Origin of the sequence: Caulobacter segnis, from assembly GCF_031454995.1 — a bacterium.
Taxonomy (GTDB): domain Bacteria; phylum Pseudomonadota; class Alphaproteobacteria; order Caulobacterales; family Caulobacteraceae; genus Caulobacter; species Caulobacter segnis_E.
Map to the genome: position 1 here is coordinate 921,824 of NZ_JAVDRV010000002.1, position 20,157 is coordinate 941,980.

Genomic DNA, 20,157 nt, shown 5'->3' on the forward strand with positions numbered 1-20,157 from the left:
GCTTAGGCCGCGCGCTTGGTCAGGGCGTCGTACTCCAGCAGGTTGGCGACCAGCGCCTCGAACTGGCTCATCGGCACCATGTTCGGGCCGTCCGACGGCGCCTTGTCCGGATCGGGGTGGGTTTCCATGAAGACGCAGGCCACGCCCACGGCCACGGCGGCGCGGGCCAGCACCGGCACGAACTCGCGCTGGCCGCCCGAGGAGGTTCCCTGCCCGCCCGGCTGCTGGACGCTGTGGGTGGCGTCGAACACGACGGGGCAGCCGATCTCCTTCATGATCGGCAGCGAGCGCATGTCGCTGACCAGCGTGTTGTAGCCGAACGAGACGCCGCGTTCGCACGCCATGACGTTCGGATTGCCCGCGCCGGTCACCTTGGCGATGACGTTCTTCATGTCCCAGGGGGCCAGGAACTGGCCCTTCTTGATGTTGATCGCCCGGCCCGTCGCGGCGGCGGCCAGCAGGAGGTCGGTCTGCCGGCACAGGAAGGCCGGGATCTGGATCACGTCGACCGCCTCGGCCACGATCGGGCAGTGGCTGGTCTCGTGCACGTCGGTCAGGGTCGGCAGGCCGGTGACCTCGCGGATCTCCTGGAAGATCGGCAGGCTGTCCTTCAGGCCGATGCCGCGCTGCGCGTTGACCGAGGTGCGGTTGGCCTTGTCGTACGAGGTCTTGTAGATCATCCCCACGCTAAGACGTTGCGCCATCTCCTTGAGCGCATGGGCGGTTTCCAGGGCGTGCTGACGGCTCTCCATCTGGCACGGCCCGGCGATGATCGACAGCCGCTCGCCATTGCCGATACGAACGGGCGCGCCGGTCGGAGTCTTGATCTCGACGACGGCGTTGGGGGCGACGGCTTGCGGCTGATCCAAGGCGATACTTCCAACGTATTAGAGGCTTTGGGCGCCCAAGAGGTGGCCCTTAGGGCGGGACGGTGCAAGTGCGGAAAGACTTTGGCGACAGCGAGGCGAGCCCCGGCGCTGTCATCGTGTGGTTCCGCAAGGACCTGCGCATAGCCGACAATCCCGCGCTGCGCCATGCCGCCGACAGCGGCCTGCCCGTGGTTTGCCTCTACATCCTCGATGAAACGCCGGGCGTCCGCCCGATGGGCGCGGCGTCGCTCTGGTGGCTCGACAAGTCGCTCAAGAGCCTGGCGGAAGAGCTTGAGAAGCTTGGCAATAGACTTGTGCTGCGCAAGGGCCTCGCCGCCGACGTGCTGGACGCCCTGATCGCCGAGACCCGCGCGACCCGCGTGCTGTGGAACCGCCTCTACGATAAGGCCAGTATCGATCGCGACGCGGCGATCAAGGCGCGGCTGAAGGAGGCCGGCGTCGATTGCCAGAGTTTCAACGCCGGCCTGTTGAACGAGCCTTGGACGGTGCAGAACGGCTCGGGCCAGCCCTACAAGGTGTTCACGCCCTATTGGCGCGCGGCCCGCCAGCAGCTGGACGACGTCACGGTAGACGCCACGCCCAAGGTCTTGAGATGCCTCGACAAGGCGACCTCCAGCGATCGCCTGCCCCAGTGGAACCTCCATCCAACGAAACCCGACTGGTCGAAGGGCTTCGATGTCTGGACGCCCGGTGAGGCCGGCGCGCGCAAGCGGTTGGACGCCTTTCTCTCCGGCCCCATAGCCGGCTACGCCGAGAAGCGCGACATTCCTTCCGCTCCGGCGACGTCGCGGCTTTCACCTCACCTGCATTTCGGCGAGATCGGCCCGCGTCAGGTCTGGCTGGCCGCGCGCAACGCCGCGGACGCCGGCGACATCCCGACGAGCGAAGCCGACAAGTTCCTGTCGGAGCTGGGCTGGCGCGAGTTCAACCACTCCATCCTGTTCCATTCGCCCGAGCTTCCCGCGCGCAACTTCAAGCCGGAGTTCGACGGCTTCCCCTGGGCCAAGGACCACGCCGCTTTCGAAGCGTGGACCAAGGGCGAAACCGGCTACCCAATCGTCGACGCCGGCATGCGCGAGCTTTGGACCACCGGCTTCATGCACAATCGCGTGCGCATGATCGTCGCCTCGTTCCTGATCAAGCACCTGATGATCGACTGGCGCGAGGGCGAGGCCTGGTTCTGGGACACCCTGGTCGACGCCGATCTCGCCAATAATGTTGGCAATTGGCAGTGGACCGCCGGCAGTGGCGCGGATGCGGCGCCGTATTTCCGGATCTTCAATCCGATCAGCCAGGGCGAGAAGTTTGATCCGCGCGGCGACTATGTTCGGCGCTGGGTTCCGGAACTCAAGACTGTTCCTGACGATGTTATCCACAGGCCATGGGAACGTCCGCTCCATCTGTCTCCGGCGGCGCGGCGTATCTATGCCAAACCGATCGTTGACCACGCCAAGGCGCGCGAGCGCGCCCTGGAGGCCTATCACAGCCTCTAGATGAGCGGGGGCTTTACGAGATGGTGGTTAACGGCGTTAATTAACGCGTCACCGGAAGCGAGGCCCCGCCTTGGAAACTGCGCTCTGGAATGATCCCGACCTGAAGGCCGCTCCGGCCGCCTTCCGTTCCGCCGTCCGCATCGCGGCCGAGAACTGGGAGGCCGGATCGCTGACCTTCGTCCTGCCGACCGGCAAGGTCCTGACCGTCACGGGCCGCAAGGACGGTCCGGCGGCCACGATCCGGATCCGGGACTACAACTTCGTGCGCCGCGCGCTGCTGTCCGGCGACATCGGCTTCGCCGAGGGCTTCATGGCCGGCGAGTGGGATACGCCCGATCTCTCGGCGGTGCTTGAGGCCTTCTCGCTGAACTTCGACCGGCTGGCGGGTCTGGCCTCGGGCAATCCGCTGATGCGGGCGCTGAACGCGATCTATCACCTGTTCAATCGCAACAGCCGCTCCGGCTCGCGGCGGAACATCCACGCTCACTATGACCTGGGCAACGCCTTCTATTCGCGCTGGCTGGACCCGACGATGACCTATTCGTCGGCCCTGTACGAACACCCGGATCAGGCCCTCCCCGACGCCCAGCGCGCCAAGTACGCGGCCTTGGCCAAGACCATTGGCCTGGCGCCTGACAAGCACGTGCTCGAGATCGGCTGCGGCTGGGGCGGTTTCGCCGAGTTCGCCGCCAAGGAGGTCGGGGCCAAGGTCACCGGCATCACCATCTCGCAAGCGCAGTACGATTTCGCCCGCAAGCGGCTGTTTGAGCAGGGACTTTCGGAAAAGGCCGACATCCGCCTGGTCGACTATCGCGACGTCGAGGGCCGCTTCGACGCCGTGGCCTCGATCGAGATGTTCGAGGCCGTGGGCGAGGAATATTGGCCCGCCTATTTCGGCAAGATCCGCGAGGTGCTCGCCCCCGGCGGCCGGGCGGGCCTGCAGATCATCACCATCCGAGACGAGCTGTTCCGCGACTATCGCAGCCGCACCGACTTCATCCAGCGCTACATCTTCCCGGGCGGCATGCTGCCCAGCGAGGCGCGCCTTAAGGAAGAAACCGAGCGCGCGGGTCTGGAATGGAGCGATCTCAAACGCTTCGGCCAGAATTATGCCGACACCCTGGCCGAATGGGGCCGTCAGTTCGAGGCCGCTTGGCACGAGATCCGCAAGGACGGCTTCGACGAGCGCTTCCGTCGCCTGTGGCGGTTCTATCTCAGCTATTGCGAGGCGGGCTTCCGCACCGAACGGACCAACGTCATCCAGCTGGGTCTCAGCCGAACCTAGGCCCATGGCGCTTCGGAGCATCACGGCCTTTTAACGAAAGACACGGCGTTCGGCGCGGACAGGCTTTTCGACGGCGCCCCCCCAAAGCCCGGCGCAGCCGCCTCGCGAATTGCTCACCGCAAACCTCTGGCCTTCAGGAAAACTGGGCTTGCGTCGCGCGGCCCGCGCACGATCTACCATGCCAGCCCGGCCACGCAGGTGAAATCATGACTATCCTCCCCAGCGTTCTCGACGCCATCGGGAACACCCCTCTGATCCGCCTGCGCCGCGCCAGCGAGGCGACGGGCTGCGAGATCCTGGGCAAGGCCGAGTTCATGAATCCCGGCCAGTCGGTCAAGGACCGCGCCGCGCTCGGCATCATCCGCGACGCCGAGGCCAAGGGCCTGCTGAAGCCCGGCGGCCGCATTGTCGAAGGCACCGCCGGCAACACCGGCATCGGCCTAGCCATGGTCGCCTCCGCGCTGGGCTACAAGACCACGATCGTCATTCCACGGACCCAAAGCCAGGAGAAGAAAGACGCCATCCGCCTGCTCGGCGCGGAGCTGGTCGAGGTCGACGCCGTGCCGTATTCGAACCCCGACAACTACGTCCGCTATTCCGGGCGCTTGGCCGAGGAACTCGCCAAGACCGAGCCCAACGGGGTGATCTGGGCCAACCAGTTCGACAACACCGCCAACCGCCAGGCGCACTACCTGACCACGGGCCCGGAAATCTTCACGCAAACAGACGGTAAGGTCGACGGCTTCATCTGCGCCGTCGGCTCGGGCGGCACCCTGGCCGGCGTCGCCGCGGCGCTGCGCGAACGCAAGCCGGACGTGAAGATCGGCCTCGCCGATCCGCACGGCGCGGCCCTCTACAGCTGGTACAAGGATGGCGAGCTGAAGTCCGAGGGCAATTCGATCAGCGAGGGCATCGGCCAGGGCCGCGTGACCGCCAATCTGGAAGGCCTGACGATCGACTACCCGTTCCGCGTTTCGGACGAGGAAATGCTCGAGGTGCTCTACGACCTTGTGATGCACGAGGGTCTGTGCCTGGGCGGCTCGGCCGGGATCAACATCGCCGGGGCGGTCAAACTCGCCAAGGAAATCGGCCCAGGCCACACGATCGTGACGGTGCTGTGCGACCACGGTTCGCGCTACCAGTCCAAGCTCTTCAACCCCGCCTTCCTTAAGGAGAAGGGTCTGCCGACGCCGCCCTGGATGTAGCTTGCGACGAAGCGCTCGCGCGGCGATGTTGCCGGCGTCTAGAAACTGGGGCGAGTCACTCCCCGAAAGGCGCAGACATGAGCACTCCGTCCGATCCGCTGGTCTCCACCGCCTGGCTGGCCGAACACCTCGACGCGCCGGACGTGCGGGTGGTTGACGCCTCGTGGCACATGCCCGCCGCCCAGCGCGAGCCGTACAAGGAGTTCCTGGCGGCCCACATCCCGGGGGCTGTGTTCTTCGACATCGACGACATCGCCGACGAGACCACCGACCTGCCGCACATGATCCCCACGGCGGTGAAGTTCGCCTCGCGGGTCAAGAAGCTTGGCCTGGGCGATGGCTCGCGGATCGTCGTCTACGACAGCATCGGTATCCTGCCGGCCGCCCGCGCCTGGTGGCACTTCCGCGCCATGGGCCATGAGGACGTCGTGGTCCTGGATGGCGGCCTGCCCAAATGGATCGCCGAGGGCCGCCCCATCGAGGACGGCCCCGCGACGCCGCAGGAGCGCCACTTCACACCGCGTTACCAGGCCGACATCTATCGCTCGCTGGAGCAGATGCGCGAGATCGTCGCCAGCGGACGTGAGCAAGTCATCGACGCCCGCCCGGCCGGACGCTTCGAAGCCCGTGATCCCGAGCCGCGCGCCGGCCTGCGCGGCGGCCACATGCCGGGCGCCCGCAACATTCCGCTGGCGGCGATGATCGCGCCGGACGGGACCATGCTGCCGGCCGGCAAGCTGAAGACCGTGTTCGAGGCGGCGGGCGTGGACATCAACAAGCCGATCGTCTCGACCTGCGGCTCGGGCATCACGGCTGCGGTGGTCGCCCTGGCCCTGGCCCGGATGGGTAAGCCGCGTTCGGCGGTCTATGACGGCTCGTGGACGGAATGGGGCGGCCTGGACGACGCCCCCGTCGTTACAGGCCCGGCGGCTTAGACCCGAAAGTAGCGTGATGGACGAAGAAACCCGCCTGATCCGCAACGGCGCCACCAACCACACGCTGGCGAAGACGGTCAATCCGCCGATCCAGCGGGGCTCTACCGTGCTGCTGCCCGATGCGGCCTCGCTGTACGACGACGACCAGCTGACCTATGGGATCACGGGCCTCGCGACACCGCGCGCCCTGCAGCAGGCCCTCGCGGACCTGGAAGGCGCCGAGGACGTCACGCTCTACCCGTCCGGCCTGGCGGCGATCACCGGCGCCTTGCTGGCGGTGCTGAAGGCCGGCGACGAGGTCCTTGTGGTCGACAGCGCCTACAAGCCGACCCGCCGCTTTTGCGACCGGCTGTTGGCCCGTTTCTGCGTCAGCACGACCTATTACGACCCCGCCCTGGACGCCGACGCCCTGATGGCCCTGGCCACGCCGCGCACGCGGCTGATCGTGCTGGAGGCGCCAGGCTCCCTAACCTTCGAGATGCAGGACATCCCCGCCATCGCCAAGGCGGCGAACGCGCGCGGCATCATGACCCTGGTCGACAACACCTGGGCGGCGGGCTTCTATTTCAAGCCGCTGGCGCACGGCGTGACCCTCAGCGTCCAGGCGCTGACCAAGTACGTCGGCGGGCACTCCGACTGCTTCATGGGCTCGGTGGCGACCTCGGACAAGGCGGTCGCCGCGCTGCTGGGCGAGGCGATGTGGGACATCGGCTGGTCGGTGTCGCCCGACGACGCCTACACCATGCTGCGGGGTCTTCGGACGCTGGCCACGCGCCTGCCGCGCCACCAGGAGAACGGCCTGGCCATCGCCCGCTGGATGCAAGCGCGGCCGGAGGTGTCGCGGGTTCTGCACCCCGCCCTGCCCGACGATCCTGGCCACGCGATCTGGAAGCGTGACTTCACCGGCGCTTGTGGCCTGTTCGGCGTGGTGCTGAAGCCGTGCGGCCAGAGCGCGGCCAAGGCCTTCCTCGACAGCCTGAAGTTGTTTGGCCTCGGCTTTTCCTGGGGCGGCTACGAAAGCCTGGCGCTTCACTGCGATCCGCAACTGAAGTTCCGCACGATCCCGGTGAACCTTGAGGGTCCTCTCATGCGTTTCCATGTGGGGCTGGAAAGCATCGAGGACCTCAAGGCTGACCTGGAGATCGGTTTTAGAACGCTGAACGCCTGACGCCCGGCGATCGGGACGATCAAAGCTTGCAATAATCCACGCCTCGCCTGTGATGTCGTCAGCGCCCAATCCGACGCGCACACTGTGGGGTATGGTTCATGGCGCTCTATGTCTTTGCTCTCCTGATTGGCGTGGTGGCGGGCTTGCGGGCGATGACCGCCCCCGCCGCCGTCTCGTGGGCCGCGCGGCTGGGCTGGCTGCCGCTGGCGGGATGGCCGCTGGCCTGGCTGGGCGGACTGATCCCTGTCCTGGTTCTCACCGCGCTCGCGGCGCTTGAGTTGGTCGGAGACCAGCTTCCCCAGACGCCAAGCCGCAAGGTTCCAGTCCAGTTCGGAACCCGCATCGCCACGGGAGCCTTCAGCGGCGCGGCCTTGATGATGCCGAGCGGCCATTGGCTTCGCGGCGCCGTCATCGGCGCGCTCGGCGCGGTGATCGGCACGCTGGGCGGCGCCGAACTCCGGGGACGCCTCGCGGCATGGTTCGGCAACGATCGTCCCGCCGCCTTGATCGAAGACGCCATCGCGATCGGCGGCGCCTTGGCCATCGTGGCGCTGGCCCAATGAGCGCGCCGCGACGCTTCGACGCCATCATCATCGGCGCGGGCCAGGCAGGTCCCTCGCTGGCGGGACGGCTGACGGCCGCCGGCGAGACCGTGGCGATGATCGAACGCAAGGACTTCGGCGGCACCTGCGTGAACACCGGCTGCATGCCCACCAAGACGCTGGTGGCCAGCGCCTACGCGGCTCACCTGGCCCGCCGGGCCGCCGACTACGGCGTCGTGCTGGAGGGCTCCGTCGGCGTCGACATGAAGCGCGTCTGGGCTCGCCAGCAGACCGTCGTGACGAACGCCCGCGGCGGCGTCGAAAGCTGGCTGCGCGGCATGAAGGGCTGCACGGTCATCCAGGGCCACGCGCGCTTCGAGAGCGCGGACACGATCCGGGTCGGCGACGAGGTGCTGACCGCGCCCAAGATTTTCCTGAACGTCGGTGGCCGCGCCAACGTGCCGGACATGCCCGGCGTCAACGATATCCCCTACCTGACCAATGTCGGCATGATGCGGCTGGATACGCTGCCCGAGCACCTGGTCATTGTCGGCGGCAGCTATATCGGGCTGGAATTCGCCCAGATGTTCCGCCGGTTCGGCAGCCAGGTCACGATCGTCGAGATGGGGCCGCGCCTGATCGCTCGCGAGGATCCGGAAATCTCCGACGCGATCCGGGAGATCCTGGAGGCCGAAGGGATCACCGTCCGGCTCAACGCCAAGTGCATCCGCTTCTCGCCCCATGAGGACGGCGCCTGCGTGCACGTGACCTGCGAGGCGGGCGAGCCGCAGGTGACCGGATCGCATGTCCTATTGGCGGTCGGCCGCCGGCCCAACACCGATGATCTCAACCTCGAGGCGGCCGGCGTCGAGACCGACAAGCGCGGCTATGTCGTCGTCGACGATCAGTTGCGGACCAACGTCCCGGGCATCTGGGCGATGGGCGACTGCAACGGCAAGGGCGCCTTCACCCACACGGCCTACAACGACTTCGAGATCGTCGCGGCCAACCTGCTGGACAACGACCCGCGCAAGGTCAGCGACCGGATCTCGTGCTACGGCCTATTCGTCGATCCGCCGCTAGGCCGGGTCGGCATGACGGAGGCCGAGGCGCGCGCCAGCGGCCGTCCGTTGCTCGTCGGAAAACGCCCCATGACCCGCGTCGGCCGCGCGGTCGAGAAGGGCGAGACCGCGGGCTTCATGACAGTGGTGGTCGACGCCGAAACGAAAGAGATCCTGGGCGCGGCGATCCTGGGCCTGAACGGGGACGAGGCGATTCACGGGATGATCGACCTGATGTACGCCAAGGCGCCCTACACCACGATCCAGCGCGCGGTGCACATCCATCCGACCGTCTCGGAGCTGATCCCGACGATGCTGGGCGAGCTGAAGCCCGCTTAGATTTTCAGATTTTGACCTAGGCGCTTTCAGATAAATCTGAACCTGTTGCGGTTGCGATCGGCGCAAGCGGGGCCAGATAGCAGGCTGACGCCGACGGAGGGTCGGCGCCCCTACTCCAAGGGACAGTCTCGCATGCCTAACCTGTTCGATCCGCTGCGCGTCGGCGATCTCAATCTGCCCAACCGCGTCGTCATGGCGCCGCTGACCCGGTTGCGCGCCGGTCCGAGCCAAATCCCCAACGCCCTGATGGCCGAGTACTACGGCCAGCGCGCCTCGGCCGGTCTGTTGATCACGGAAGGCGTGCCGGTCGCGCCGCAAGGCGTCGGCTACGCCGGCGTGCCGGGCGTCTGGTCCAAGGAGCAGACCGAGGGCTGGAAGCAGGTGACCAAGGCCGTGCACGACAAGGGCGGCCGCATCTTCATGCAGATCTGGCACGTCGGCCGGATATCCGATCCCGAACTGCTGAACGGCGAGCTTCCGGTCGCGCCCAGCGCCATCGCCGCCAAGGGCCATGTCAGCCTGCTGCGTCCGCAACGCGACTACCCCACCCCGCGCGCCCTCTCGACCGAGGAAGTCGCCGGCGTGGTCGAGGCCTTCCGCCAAGGGGCGGAGAACGCCCAGGCCGCCGGTTTCGACGGCGTGCAGTTGCACGGCGCCAACGGCTATCTTCTCGACCAATTCCTGCAGGACGGCAGCAACCAGCGCACCGACCAGTACGGCGGCTCGATCGAAAATCGCGCCCGCCTGCTGCTGGAAGCCACCGACGCGGCGATCTCCGTCTGGGGCGCCGATCGCGTCGGCGTCCACCTGGCGCCGCGCGCCGACAGCCATTCGATGGGCGACAGCAACCTCGCCGCCACCTTCGGCCATGTCGCCAAGGCTCTGGGTGAGCGCAAGATCGGCTTCGTCTCGGCGCGTGAGTACGAGGCGGCCGATAGCCTGGGTCCCGACCTGAAGAAGGCCTTCGGCGGCGTCTACATCGCCAACGAGAAGTTCGACCTGGCCAGCGCCAACGCCGCGATCGAGGCCGGCAAGGCCGACGCGATCGCCTTCGGCAAGGCCTACATCGCCAACCCGGACCTGGTGGAGCGCCTGAAGGCGGGCGCGGCGTTGAACACGCCCGACCCGACCACCTTCTACGGCTTCGAAAACGGTCCGCGCGGCTATACGGACTATCCGACGCTGGCCCAGGTCAGCGAGCCGGCCTAAGCCTTTCCAAGCACAAACTCTTGTCATCCCGGAAGCCTCGCAGAGGCTATCCGGGACCCAGGGAGTGAAGGAGCGCCGTGCGCGCCACCCCTGGGTCCCGGCTCTTCGCGCTGCGCGCTGCGGCCGGGATGACAAGGGCTTTGCGGCAGGCCTTAAGCGGCCTTGATTAGCCCCTCCGCCATATACTGAGCGGCCACCGCCTCGGCGACCTTGATGCCGTCAACGGCGGCCGAGAGGATGCCGCCGGCATAGCCCGCGCCTTCACCGGCCGGAAAAAGGCCGGCGGTGTTCAGGCTCTGAAAGTCCTTGCCCCGCGTGATCCGCACGGGCGAGGACGTCCGGGTCTCGACGCCGGTCAGCACCACGTCCGGATGGTCGTAGCCCGGGATTTGGCGACCGAACACTGGCAGCGCCTCGCGCATGGACTCGATGGCGAACGGCGGCAGGCATTTGGCCAGATCGGTCAGGTGAACGCCCGGCTTGTAGGACGGGATCACCTCGCCGAACTCGGTCGAAGGGCGACCGGCCAGGAAGTCGCCGACCAACTGTCCCGGCGCCTGATAGGTCCCGCCGCCCGCCTCGAAGGCCAGGCTCTCCCACTTGCGCTGGAATTCGACCCCGGCCAGCGGGTGGCCCGGATAGTCCTGCTCGGGATTGATGTCGACGACGAAGCCGGAATTGGCGTTCCGCTCGTTGCGGGAATACTGGCTCATGCCGTTGGTGACGACGCGACCGGGCTCGGACGTCGCGGCCACAACCGTGCCGCCCGGACACATGCAGAAGCTGTAGACAGTCCGGCCATTCTTGCAGTGGTGCGACAGGCTATAATCGGCCGCGCCCAGGTCGGGATGGCCGGCGCAGTCGCCAAAGCGCGCCCTGTCCATCCAGGACTGAGGATGCTCGATCCGCACCCCGATCGAGAACGGCTTGGCCTCGATGTGGACGCCTCGATCGTACAGCACCTGGAAGGTGTCGCGCGCGCTGTGGCCCAAGGCCATCACGACATGGCGGGCCGGCAGGTAATCGCCGCCGGCGATATGAAGCCCCTTCAGCTGGCGGGAGCCGTCGGCGCCGACCTCGATGTCGAAGTCCTCGACCTTATGCTGCCAGCGGTACTCGCCGCCCAAGCTCTCGATCAGCGCCCGCATGTTCTCGACCATGTGGACAAGGCGGAAGGTGCCGATGTGCGGATGGGCCTCGGTCAGGATCTCTTCCGGCGCGCCGGCCTTGACGAACTCCTCCAGCACCTTGCGGCCCAGGAAGCGAGGGTCCTTGATCTGGCTGTAGAGTTTGCCGTCCGAAAAGGTCCCCGCCCCGCCTTCGCCGAACTGGACGTTGGACTCCGGATTCAGCTCGCCCCGCCGCCACAGCCCCCAGGTGTCCTTGGTGCGCTCGCGCACCACCTTGCCGCGATCCACGATGATGGGCTTCAGGCCCATCTGCGCCAGGATAAGACCCGCGAACAGACCGCAAGGCCCCGCGCCGATGACCACCGGCCGCGGCCCCTCGAAACCCGCCGGCGCCTTGGCCACGAAGCGATAGTCGGTGTCCGGCGCGACGCGGACCTGATGGTCGCCCTCGAAGCGGCGCAGAACGGACGCCTCGTCGCGCAAAACGACATCGACCGAATAGACCATCAAGATCGCGGACTTGCGGCGCGCGTCATGGGCGCGGCGCGCGACCTCGAAGCTTACCAGGTCATCGGCCTCGATCCCCAGGCGAGCGACGATGGCGGGCGCCATGGCCTCTGGCGGATGGCCGAGCGGCAGCTTCAGTTCCGAAATACGCAGCATGGCGCGGGTCTTAGCCAAAAGTCGGCCGCCGCGCCATCCATGCGGACGTTAAGCCGCGCGGACCAACGCTCCGTCGCGCGGGATAAGACGAGCGCTCTGGCCCTTACGAAGCTCCACGGTCAGGCTGGAGCCGCCCAGCACCACGACGTGACGGCCGTCGACCTTGGCCGTCAGCACCGCCTCGGCCAACTTGCCGCCCGTCCAGTGGACGTCGACCCCAACCGCGCCCCGCGCTCGCAGGCCCTTGATGTGACCCGTGGGCCAGGCCGACGGCAGAGCAGGCAACAGGTAGATCCGGTCGTTGCGGCTCTGCAGGATCATCTCGGTCATGCCCGAGGTCCCGCCGAAATTACCGTCGATCTGGAACGGCGGATGGGCGTCGAACATGTTCGGATAGGTCCGCTCGGGCCCAAGCAGCAGGCGCAGGATCCCGTGGGCGTGATCGCCCTCGCCCAGCCGCGCCCAGAGATTCAGCCGCCAGGCGATCGCCCACCCCGTCGAGAGGTCGCCGCGCGTCACCAGGGTCTGCCTCGCCGCCGCCGCCAGCTTCGGCGTGGTGTCGATCGCGATCTGGTCCGACGGGAACAGGCCGTAGAGGTGCGAAACGTGCCGGTGGTGGATGTCGAGCGCGTCGGCGTCCCAGTCCTCTTGCCACTCCTGCAACTGGCCGTCCTTGCCGATCTTGTAGGGCGCGAGCTTGTCACGCGCCGCCCTAAGTTCGGCGACAAAGGTCTGATCGGCGCCCAGCACCGCCTCGGCCTTCAGGCAGTTGTCGAACAGGTCGCGGATGATCGCCTGGTCCATGGTCGGGCCCGCGACGATCGAGGCGCCGTGGCCGTGGTCGTTCTCGGGCGACAGCGAAGGATTGGTGACCAGCACGCCGAACTTCGGATCGACCACCAGGGTGTCGAGGAAGAACCGCGCCGAGCCCTTCATCAGCGGATAGACCCGCGCCAGATAGGCGCGATCGCGTCCGTAGTCGTAGTGGTCCCACAGGTGCTTGCAGAGCCAGGCGCCGCCGGTGGGCCAAACGCCCCACGGCGCGCCGTCCACCGGGGCGGTCGCCCTCCAAAGGTCGGTGTTGTGGTGCGCCACCCAGCCGCGCGCGCCATACATCGCCTTGGCGGTCCGCGCGCCGGTTTCCGAGAGATCCTTCACCAGCGCGATCAGCGGCTCGACCAGCTCCGGCAGGTTGGCTGGCTCGGCCGGCCAGTAGTTCATCTCGGTGTTGATGTTGATCGTGTACTTGCTGCCCCAGGGCGCGGAGGGCTTGTCGTTCCAGACGCCCTGCAGGTTGGCGGGCTGGCTTCCCGGCCGAGAGCAGGCGATCAGCAAATAGCGGCCATACTGGAAATAGAGCGCCGCCAGCGAGGGATCGTCCGTTGTCGGCGAGGCCTTGATCCGCTCGTCGGTCGGAAGAAGGTCGGCGCGCGTGCGGCCGAAATCGACCTCGACGCGACGAAACAGGGCGCGGTGATCGGCCTGGTGATCGGCTAGGATTTTACCCCACGACTTGCCCGACAGCCGGGCCAGCGTGGCCTTGTTCAGCGCCGTCGGATCGCCGGAAACGTCTTCATGGCGGCGATAGCTGGTCGCCGCGGCGATCAGCAGGATCACCTCGTCGGCGTCGCGGATCGACAAGGTCTCGCCCTGCCCGCTCACGCGCCCGCCCTTGGCGCGGACATCGACGCGGCATTCGAACCGCAGCCTGGCGGGGACGCCTTGCTGGCTGTCGTTGGTCCCGGCCAGCACGAGGCTGAGCCCCTCGACGCTCGCCACCGGCTTCGACTTCAGCGGCGAGGCGAAACTCAGGTCCAGGCCGAGGGCGCCTCGACGGCTGGCCGACAGGCGCACGGTGATCACGCCATCGGGCGCGCTGCCGATGACCTCGCGAACATATTGGACGCCGTCGATCGTGAAACGCGTCATGGCGATCGCGCCATCCAGATCGAGGTCGCGGACATAGTTCGTGGGCTCCGCCAGTCCCGGAAAGTCCAGCTTCAGGTCGCCGATCGTCTGGTACGACATCTGCTGCTTGGGAATGCCGACGAACTTGGCCTCGGCGAGCTTTGACGCCTTGGCGTACTCCCCAGCGTCGATCAACCGGCGGATCTCGGGCAGAGCAGCGCCGGCTTCGGGATTGATCGGCTCATAGGGACCGCCCGCCCAAAGGGTGTCCTCGTTCAGTTGCAGCCGCTCGGCGCCGACGCCGCCAAAGACCATGGCGCCCAGCTTGCCCGAGCCGACGGGCAGCGCCTCGACCCAGGCCTTGGCCGGCTGACGGTACCAGAGCCGGAGCGGCGAACCCGCCGACGTCGCGGCGCGTCCCGAGGTGGCGGCAAGGGCCGGCGCGGCGCCCAGGGCCGCCAGGGTGGACCGACGAGTTAAGGTCATGCCGCGAGCCTCCCAACACGCGAAAAGCCGGACGCGCCCTTTTTAGGATCACGTCCGGCTCTCTTTAGAGGGGCGTGGCGCCCCTTAGTCGATCGCCACGACCACCACCGACTTGGCGGGGATGGCCAGGGTCAGGGTGTCGCCCGCGATCTTGCCGCCCTTGAACGGGACCGGCGCAACGGTCGGCTTGGCCCCGAAGGCGTTCATCGCGTCCATCTTGTCGGCGGTCATGACCTGCCCCGACACCGACTTGGCCTTCAGGCCGCCCAGCGCCACCGACAGCTTCACGCCATCGTCCGGCGACATGTTGGCGACCGCCACATAGGTCTTGCCGTCCTTGCCCTTGGCCGCCGAGGCGTTGAAGGCCGGGATCTTGGAACCCGCGACGTCGATCTCGGGCGCGGTCACGTCCAACGGGATCGCCGTGGAGTCCTGGAACGGCACGTACATCTTGTAGGCGTAGTAGGTCGGCGTCAGGACGATCTTGTCGCCCTGGGTCAGGATCATCGCCTGCAGCACGTTGATGGTCTGGGCGACGTTCGTCATCTTCACCCGGTCGGTATAGCGGTGGAAGATGTTGAAGTTGGCCGCCGCCAGCACGCCGTCGCGCAGGGTGTTCAACTGGTAGAGGTGGCCCGGATTGGTGCCCGGCTCGACGTCGTACCAGGTGCCCCATTCATCGACGTACAGACCGATCCGCTTGCTGGGATCGTTCTTGTCCATGGCGGCGATGTGCTGCTTGAGCAGATCATCCATCCGCAGGGTCTGCGCGAAGGTCTGTCCCCAGGCGGCTTTGTCGAAGCCGGTCGCCGCGCCCTTCTTCGACCACTGGCCGGTCGGGATCGTGTAGTAATGCAGGGAAATGGCGTCCATGAACCGGCCGGCGTTCTTGGTGACCACGTCGGTCCAATTCACGTCGAACGAATTGGCGCCCGAGGCGACGCGCAGGGCCTTGTTGTCATCGTTCTTGTGAAAGAACGCCGAGAAGCGACGATACTCGTTGGCGTAGTACTCGGCGGTCATCTCGCCGCCGCAGCCCCAGCTTTCGTTGCCGATGCCGACGAAGGGCAGGTTGAACGGCTTGTCGCGCCCATTCGCGCGGCGCTCCTGAGCCAAGGTGTCGTCACCCGGCGAGATCATGTACTCGATCCACTCGCGCATCTCCGTGGGGTCGGACGAGCCCATGTTGATCGAGACATAGGGATCGGCGCCGACCTGCTCGGCGAAGTCCATGAATTCGTGGGTGCCGAAGGCGTTGGTCTCGGGCGAGCCGCCCCACCAGTTGTTCTTGCGCGAGGGGCGCTTGTCGCGCGGGCCGATGCCGTCGCGCCAGCGATACTCGTCGGCGAAGCAGCCGCCGGGCCAGCGGATGACCGGGACCTTGATGTCCTTCAGCGCGGTGACCACGTCGGTGCGGATGCCGCGCACGTTGGGGATCTTGGAATCGGGCCCCACCCAGACGCCGTCATAGATGCCCGCGCCCAAATGCTCCGAGAATTGACCGTAGATGTAGCGGGAGATCGGCGCCCCCGGCTTGTCGGCCTTGAGCGTGGCCGTTGCTGAAATCTCGCCAGCCTGGGCGTTCGCCGCCATCACCAGCAGCGCGGCCGCCGCGCCTAGAACCGTCTTGGCCATCGCCATGTACTTCCCTCTCCGTTACGCGCGGATGCTTCCGGGCTCCGCCTTGTTCTGACCGCGTGCATAGCAGCGGTTATTTTGTCGTACAATAAGGTTCCGAACGGGGACGCCTTCCGGACATAAAAGAACCGCCGGCCCTTGGAAGAGCCGGCGGCGAACGCGGTTAGTGGTTATCCCTGGGCAGGCCCTTGGTCTGGGCGATGCGCTGGTATTTGACGGCGGGTTCGAGGACGGCGCCGGTTTCGAGCTGTCCGACGACGGCGCGCTGGATCTCCTGCCAGGGGGTCTGGCTTTCGGGGATCGGGAAGCCGCCGGCGGCCTCGAGGGCCTTGCGCCGCTCGACGATCTCGCTGGGCGAGACCAGGACATCGACCCGCGACTTGCGCAGGTCAAAGCGGACCTTGTCGCCGGTCTTGAGCAAGGCAAGACCCCCGCCCACGGCCGCCTCGGGCGAGGCGTTGAGGATCGAGGGCGAGCCCGACGTGCCCGACTGGCGGCCATCGCCGATGCAGGGCAGCTGATGGACGCCTTGCTTGATCAGGTAATTGGGGGCGCGCATGTTCACCACCTCGGCCGCGCCGGGATAGCCCACCGGGCCCGCGCCGCGCATGAACAGGATCGAGTTGGCGGTGATGCCCACCGACGGATCGTCGATCCGGTGGTGATAGTCCTCGGGACCATCGAACACGACCGCCACGCCCTCGAAGGCGTCCGGATCGTCGGGGTTGGACAGATAGCGCTCGCGGAACTCCTGGCTGATCACGCTGGTCTTCATGATCGCCGAGTTGAACAGATTGCCGCGCATGACCACGAAGCCCGCCCGCTCGACCAGCGGCCGCGAGAACGGCCGGATGACGTCCTCGTCCTCGATCTGGACGCCGCGATACTGCTCGCCGATGGTCTGGCCCGAGACGCATTTGACGTCCTCGTGGATCAGGCCCTGCTCGATCAGCTGGCCGAAGACAGCGGGCACGCCGCCGGCCCGGTAATAGTCCTCGCCCAGATATTCCCCAGCCGGCTGCAGGTTCACCAGCAGCGGCACTTCCTCGCCCTTCTCCTGCCAGTCGTCGATCGACAGCTCGACGCCCACGTGGCGGGCCAGGGCGTTCAGGTGGATCGGGGCGTTGGTCGAGCCGCCGATGGCCGAGTTGACGACGATGGCGTTCAGGAACGCCTCGCGGGTCAGCACGTCCGAGGGCTTGAGGTCCTCGTTGACCATCTCCACGATCCGCAGACCCGTGCGATAGGCGTTCTCTTGCCGATCCCTATAGGGGGCGGGGATCGCCGCCGAGCCGGGCAGCGACATGCCCAGCGCCTCGGTCAGCGAGTTCATGGTCGTGGCCGTGCCCATGGTGTTGCAGTAGCCGGTCGAGGGCGCGGAGCTGGCCACCAGCTTGATGAAGCCGGCGTTGTCGATCTCGCCGGCAGCCAGCAGTTCGCGGGCCTTCCAGACGATGGTGCCCGAGCCCGTGCGCTGGCCCTTGTGCCAACCGTTCAGCATCGGACCGACCGACAGCGCGATGGCCGGGATGTTCACCGTCGCCGCCGCCATCAGGCAGGCCGGCGTCGTCTTATCGCAGCCGATCGTCAGCACCACCCCGTCCAGCGGATAGCCGTAGAGCAGCTCGACGAGGCCCAGGTACGACAGGTTCCGGTCCAGACCCGCCGTCGGCCGCTTGCCCGTCTCTTGGATCGGATGGACCGGGAACTCCAGTACGATGCCGCCCGCCGAGCGAATCCCCTCGCGCACCCGCTCGGCCAAAACGAGGTGGTGGCGGTTGCACGGCGACAGGTCCGACCCCGTCTGGGCGATCCCGATGATCGGACGACCCGACTGCAGCTCCTCCAGCGTCAGACCAAAGTTCAGATAGCGCTCCAGATAAAGCGCCGTCATGTCGATATTGTCCGGATTATCAAACCACGCGCGCGAACGAAGCTTGGGGGAGACGGGGTCGGCGCTCATGACAATCCTTGACGACGTTATGCGCCCACAAGCCCAACGCCAAAAGCGCGCCAGGACCGAGGCGGATTTGTATTATAATATATGTCTGACTATCCTCGCTTCCCTGGGGCGTCAATGATCACGAGCGGTGTTCGGCCGGACGGCGTCAGCGATAATGGGTCTAGCCGGGCCGTGGACCTCGGCCCCATTGCGACCGCTCCCAAGTCCTGTCACCAAGGCGCGCCGAGAGTCCCGCGCGCCTCGACGAAACGAGGTTTGACACCCGCGCCAGCGACGGTATTTGTCAGACTATTATAAGCTAGGAGCGTTTCGCCATGGTGTTCAGGTTCGTGCAGTTGAAGACCGGCGACGGCCAAAGACGGCTAGCGGCGGTGGACGACTCGGGCCGTGCTCGGCGGGTGACGGCGGCCGACACGCTCTACGATCTGGCCCAAGCCGCGATCGGCGCCAACGCGACCCTGGCCGAGACCGCTCAAGCGCATGAACTGGGCGAGGATATCGACATCTTGGCCGCCCTGGCCGAAGGCCGGGTCCTGGCGCCGATCGACCATCCCGACACCGCCCACCTGCTGCTGACCGGCACGGGCCTGACCCACCTCGGCTCGGCCGAGGGCCGCGACAAGATGCACAAGGCCGCCCAGGCGGGCGAGCAGCTCACCGACTCGATGCGGATGTTCCTGATGGGCGTCGAGGGCGGCAAGCCCGCGTCGGGCCAGGAAGGCGTGCAGCCGGAATGGTTCTACAAGGGCGATGGTCAGCAGCTGGTCGCCCCCGGCCAGCCCCTGACCTCCCCCGCCTTCGCCAAGGATGGCGGCGAGGAGCCCGAGATCGCCGGCGTCTATCTGATCGGCCCCGATGGCGCGCCCCACCGCCTGGGCTTCTGCCTGGCCAACGAGTTCTCCGACCATGTGATCGAGCGCGGCAACTATCTGTGGCTGGCTCACTCGAAGCTGCGCCAGGCGGCGCTGGGTCCGGAGCTGCTGACCGGCCCCCTGCCCGAGGACGTGCGCGGCGCCAGCCGCATCCTGCGCGACGGCGCGGTGGCCTGGGAGAAGCCCTTCCTGTCGGGCGAGGCGAACATGTCCCACACGATCGCCAATCTCGAGCATCACCACTTCAAGTACGACCTGTTCCGGCGCCCCGGCGACGTGCACGTCCACTTCTTCGGCACCGCGACTCTGTCGTTCTCCGAGGGCTTCCAGACAAAGGTCGGCGACGTGTTCGAGATCGAGGCCGCGCCCTTCCTCTATCCGGTGCGCAACTCGCTGGGACAGGCGGCGGAACGCCCCGTCACGGTGCGGGCGCTGTGACGCCGATCCGCCTGGCGCTCGTGGGCCTGGGCAAGATCGCCCGGGACCAACACCTGCCCGCCATCGCCGCCGATCCGCGCTTTGAGTTGGTCGCCATCGTCAGCCGCAACGCCGAGCTGGATGGCGTCGCCCACTTCACCAACCTGGCCGCCCTACTAGCCAGCGACGTGGCGATCGACGCCGTGGCGCTGTGCACGCCGCCGCAGCCCCGTCACGCCCTGGCCCATTTGGCGCTGGCGGCGGGCAAGCATGTGATGCTGGAAAAGCCGCCGGGCGCGACGCTGAGCGAGGTCGAGGACCTGCGCCAGGCCGCCGCCGCCCGGAGTCTGACGCTTCAGACCACCTGGCATTCGCGCTACGCCGCCGGGGTCGAGCCCGCGCGGGCGTGGCTGGCGGAGCGCGCGATCAAGGCCGTGCGGATCAACTGGAAGGAAGACGTACGCGTCTGGCATCCCGGCCAGGAATGGATCTGGGAAGCCGGAGGCCTGGGCGTGTTCGACCCGGCGATCAACGCCCTGTCGATCGTCACCCGCATCCTGCCCCTGCCCTTCTTCCTGTCGCGCGGCGTGCTGCATGTGCCCGAGAACCGACAATCACCGATCCAGGCCGAGCTCGACTTCCGCGACGCCAACGGCGCGCCGATCCGGGCCGAGTTGGACTTCTTGCAGACGGGTCCGCAAAGCTGGGACATCGAGGTCGACACCGAGGACGGGGCGCTGAAGCTGACCAACGGCGGCGCCAAGCTTTGGATCGACGACCAGTTGATGCACGAGGGGCCGGATCGCGAGTATCCCGGCCTCTACGATGAGTTCGCCCAGCTGATCGCCGACGGCGCCAGCGACGTGGACGTCAGTCCGCTACGCCACGTGGCCGACGCCTTTCTGCTCAGCGAGCGGGTCGTGGCGCCGCCATTCGTCGAATAGACGCCGGCG

The 20,157-nt window shown here is 67.1% G+C and carries 15 protein-coding genes; 10 read left to right on the forward strand and 5 right to left on the reverse strand.

Annotated elements, in window-relative coordinates:
- Positions 1-2: 2 nt before the first annotated feature.
- A complete protein-coding gene (gene kdsA, locus J2728_RS10405) occupies positions 3-869 on the reverse strand; it encodes a 3-deoxy-8-phosphooctulonate synthase (RefSeq protein ID WP_309998858.1) in 867 nt (288 codons plus the stop codon).
- Between the two features lie 62 nt (positions 870-931).
- On the opposite strand from kdsA, the gene J2728_RS10410 reads away from it, so the two are divergent.
- The 8 genes from J2728_RS10410 to J2728_RS10445 all read left to right on the forward strand — a co-directional run bounded on the left by J2728_RS10410 (position 932) and on the right by J2728_RS10445 (position 10,127).
- A complete protein-coding gene (locus J2728_RS10410) occupies positions 932-2,383 on the forward strand; it encodes a cryptochrome/photolyase family protein (RefSeq protein WP_309998860.1) in 1,452 nt (483 codons plus the stop codon).
- A gap of 70 nt (positions 2,384-2,453) precedes the next feature.
- Positions 2,454-3,668, forward strand: a complete 1,215-nt coding sequence (locus tag J2728_RS10415) for a cyclopropane-fatty-acyl-phospholipid synthase family protein (RefSeq protein ID WP_309998862.1) — start codon at positions 2,454-2,456, stop codon at positions 3,666-3,668.
- A 206-nt stretch (positions 3,669-3,874) separates the two neighbouring features.
- Positions 3,875-4,873, forward strand: a complete 999-nt coding sequence (locus tag J2728_RS10420) for a cysteine synthase A (protein ID WP_309998863.1) — start codon at positions 3,875-3,877, stop codon at positions 4,871-4,873.
- A gap of 77 nt (positions 4,874-4,950) precedes the next feature.
- Complete coding sequence (gene sseA, locus J2728_RS10425) at positions 4,951-5,808, forward strand: 3-mercaptopyruvate sulfurtransferase (protein ID WP_309998865.1); 858 nt, start codon at positions 4,951-4,953, stop codon at positions 5,806-5,808.
- Positions 5,809-5,824: 16 nt separating this feature from the next.
- The gene (metC, locus tag J2728_RS10430) at positions 5,825-6,976 is read left to right on the forward strand and encodes a cystathionine beta-lyase (RefSeq protein ID WP_309998866.1); all 1,152 of its coding nucleotides are present in this window, start codon (positions 5,825-5,827) and stop codon (positions 6,974-6,976) included.
- Positions 6,977-7,074: 98 nt separating this feature from the next.
- Positions 7,075-7,539, forward strand: a complete 465-nt coding sequence (locus J2728_RS10435) for a DUF4126 family protein (protein WP_309998868.1) — start codon at positions 7,075-7,077, stop codon at positions 7,537-7,539.
- Entirely contained in the window at positions 7,536-8,918 is a 1,383-nt protein-coding gene (locus J2728_RS10440; RefSeq protein ID WP_309998870.1) for an FAD-containing oxidoreductase, read from the forward strand. Before J2728_RS10435 ends, J2728_RS10440 begins: the two co-directional genes overlap by 4 nt.
- A 132-nt stretch (positions 8,919-9,050) precedes the next feature.
- Positions 9,051-10,127 carry an alkene reductase gene (locus tag J2728_RS10445; RefSeq protein ID WP_309998871.1) on the forward strand — a complete coding sequence of 359 codons (1,077 nt, stop codon included), beginning with the start codon at positions 9,051-9,053 and terminating at the stop codon, positions 10,125-10,127.
- 152 nt (positions 10,128-10,279) lie between these two features.
- Here J2728_RS10445 and J2728_RS10450 read toward each other — a convergent pair whose 3' ends face one another.
- The 4 genes from J2728_RS10450 to J2728_RS10465 all read right to left on the reverse strand — a co-directional run bounded on the left by J2728_RS10450 (position 10,280) and on the right by J2728_RS10465 (position 17,915).
- Positions 10,280-11,920 carry an NAD(P)/FAD-dependent oxidoreductase gene (locus J2728_RS10450; RefSeq protein WP_309998873.1) on the reverse strand — a complete coding sequence of 547 codons (1,641 nt, stop codon included), beginning with the start codon at positions 11,918-11,920 and terminating at the stop codon, positions 10,280-10,282.
- A gap of 48 nt (positions 11,921-11,968) precedes the next feature.
- Positions 11,969-14,314 carry a glycoside hydrolase family 95 protein gene (locus tag J2728_RS10455; RefSeq protein ID WP_309998875.1) on the reverse strand — a complete coding sequence of 782 codons (2,346 nt, stop codon included), beginning with the start codon at positions 14,312-14,314 and terminating at the stop codon, positions 11,969-11,971.
- 84 nt (positions 14,315-14,398) lie between these two features.
- Positions 14,399-15,949 carry an alpha-N-arabinofuranosidase gene (locus tag J2728_RS10460; protein WP_309999456.1) on the reverse strand — a complete coding sequence of 517 codons (1,551 nt, stop codon included), beginning with the start codon at positions 15,947-15,949 and terminating at the stop codon, positions 14,399-14,401.
- Positions 15,950-16,115: 166 nt separating this feature from the next.
- Complete coding sequence (locus J2728_RS10465; RefSeq protein WP_309998877.1) at positions 16,116-17,915, reverse strand: IlvD/Edd family dehydratase; 1,800 nt, start codon at positions 17,913-17,915, stop codon at positions 16,116-16,118.
- A gap of 314 nt (positions 17,916-18,229) precedes the next feature.
- Between J2728_RS10465 and araD1 the strand changes: the two genes are divergently transcribed.
- Positions 18,230-19,225, forward strand: coding sequence for an AraD1 family protein (gene araD1, locus J2728_RS10470; RefSeq protein ID WP_309998879.1), 996 nt, complete (start codon positions 18,230-18,232; stop codon positions 19,223-19,225).
- Complete coding sequence (locus J2728_RS10475) at positions 19,222-20,148, forward strand: Gfo/Idh/MocA family protein (protein ID WP_309998880.1); 927 nt, start codon at positions 19,222-19,224, stop codon at positions 20,146-20,148. Before araD1 ends, J2728_RS10475 begins: the two co-directional genes overlap by 4 nt.
- Positions 20,149-20,157: the final 9 nt, after the last annotated feature.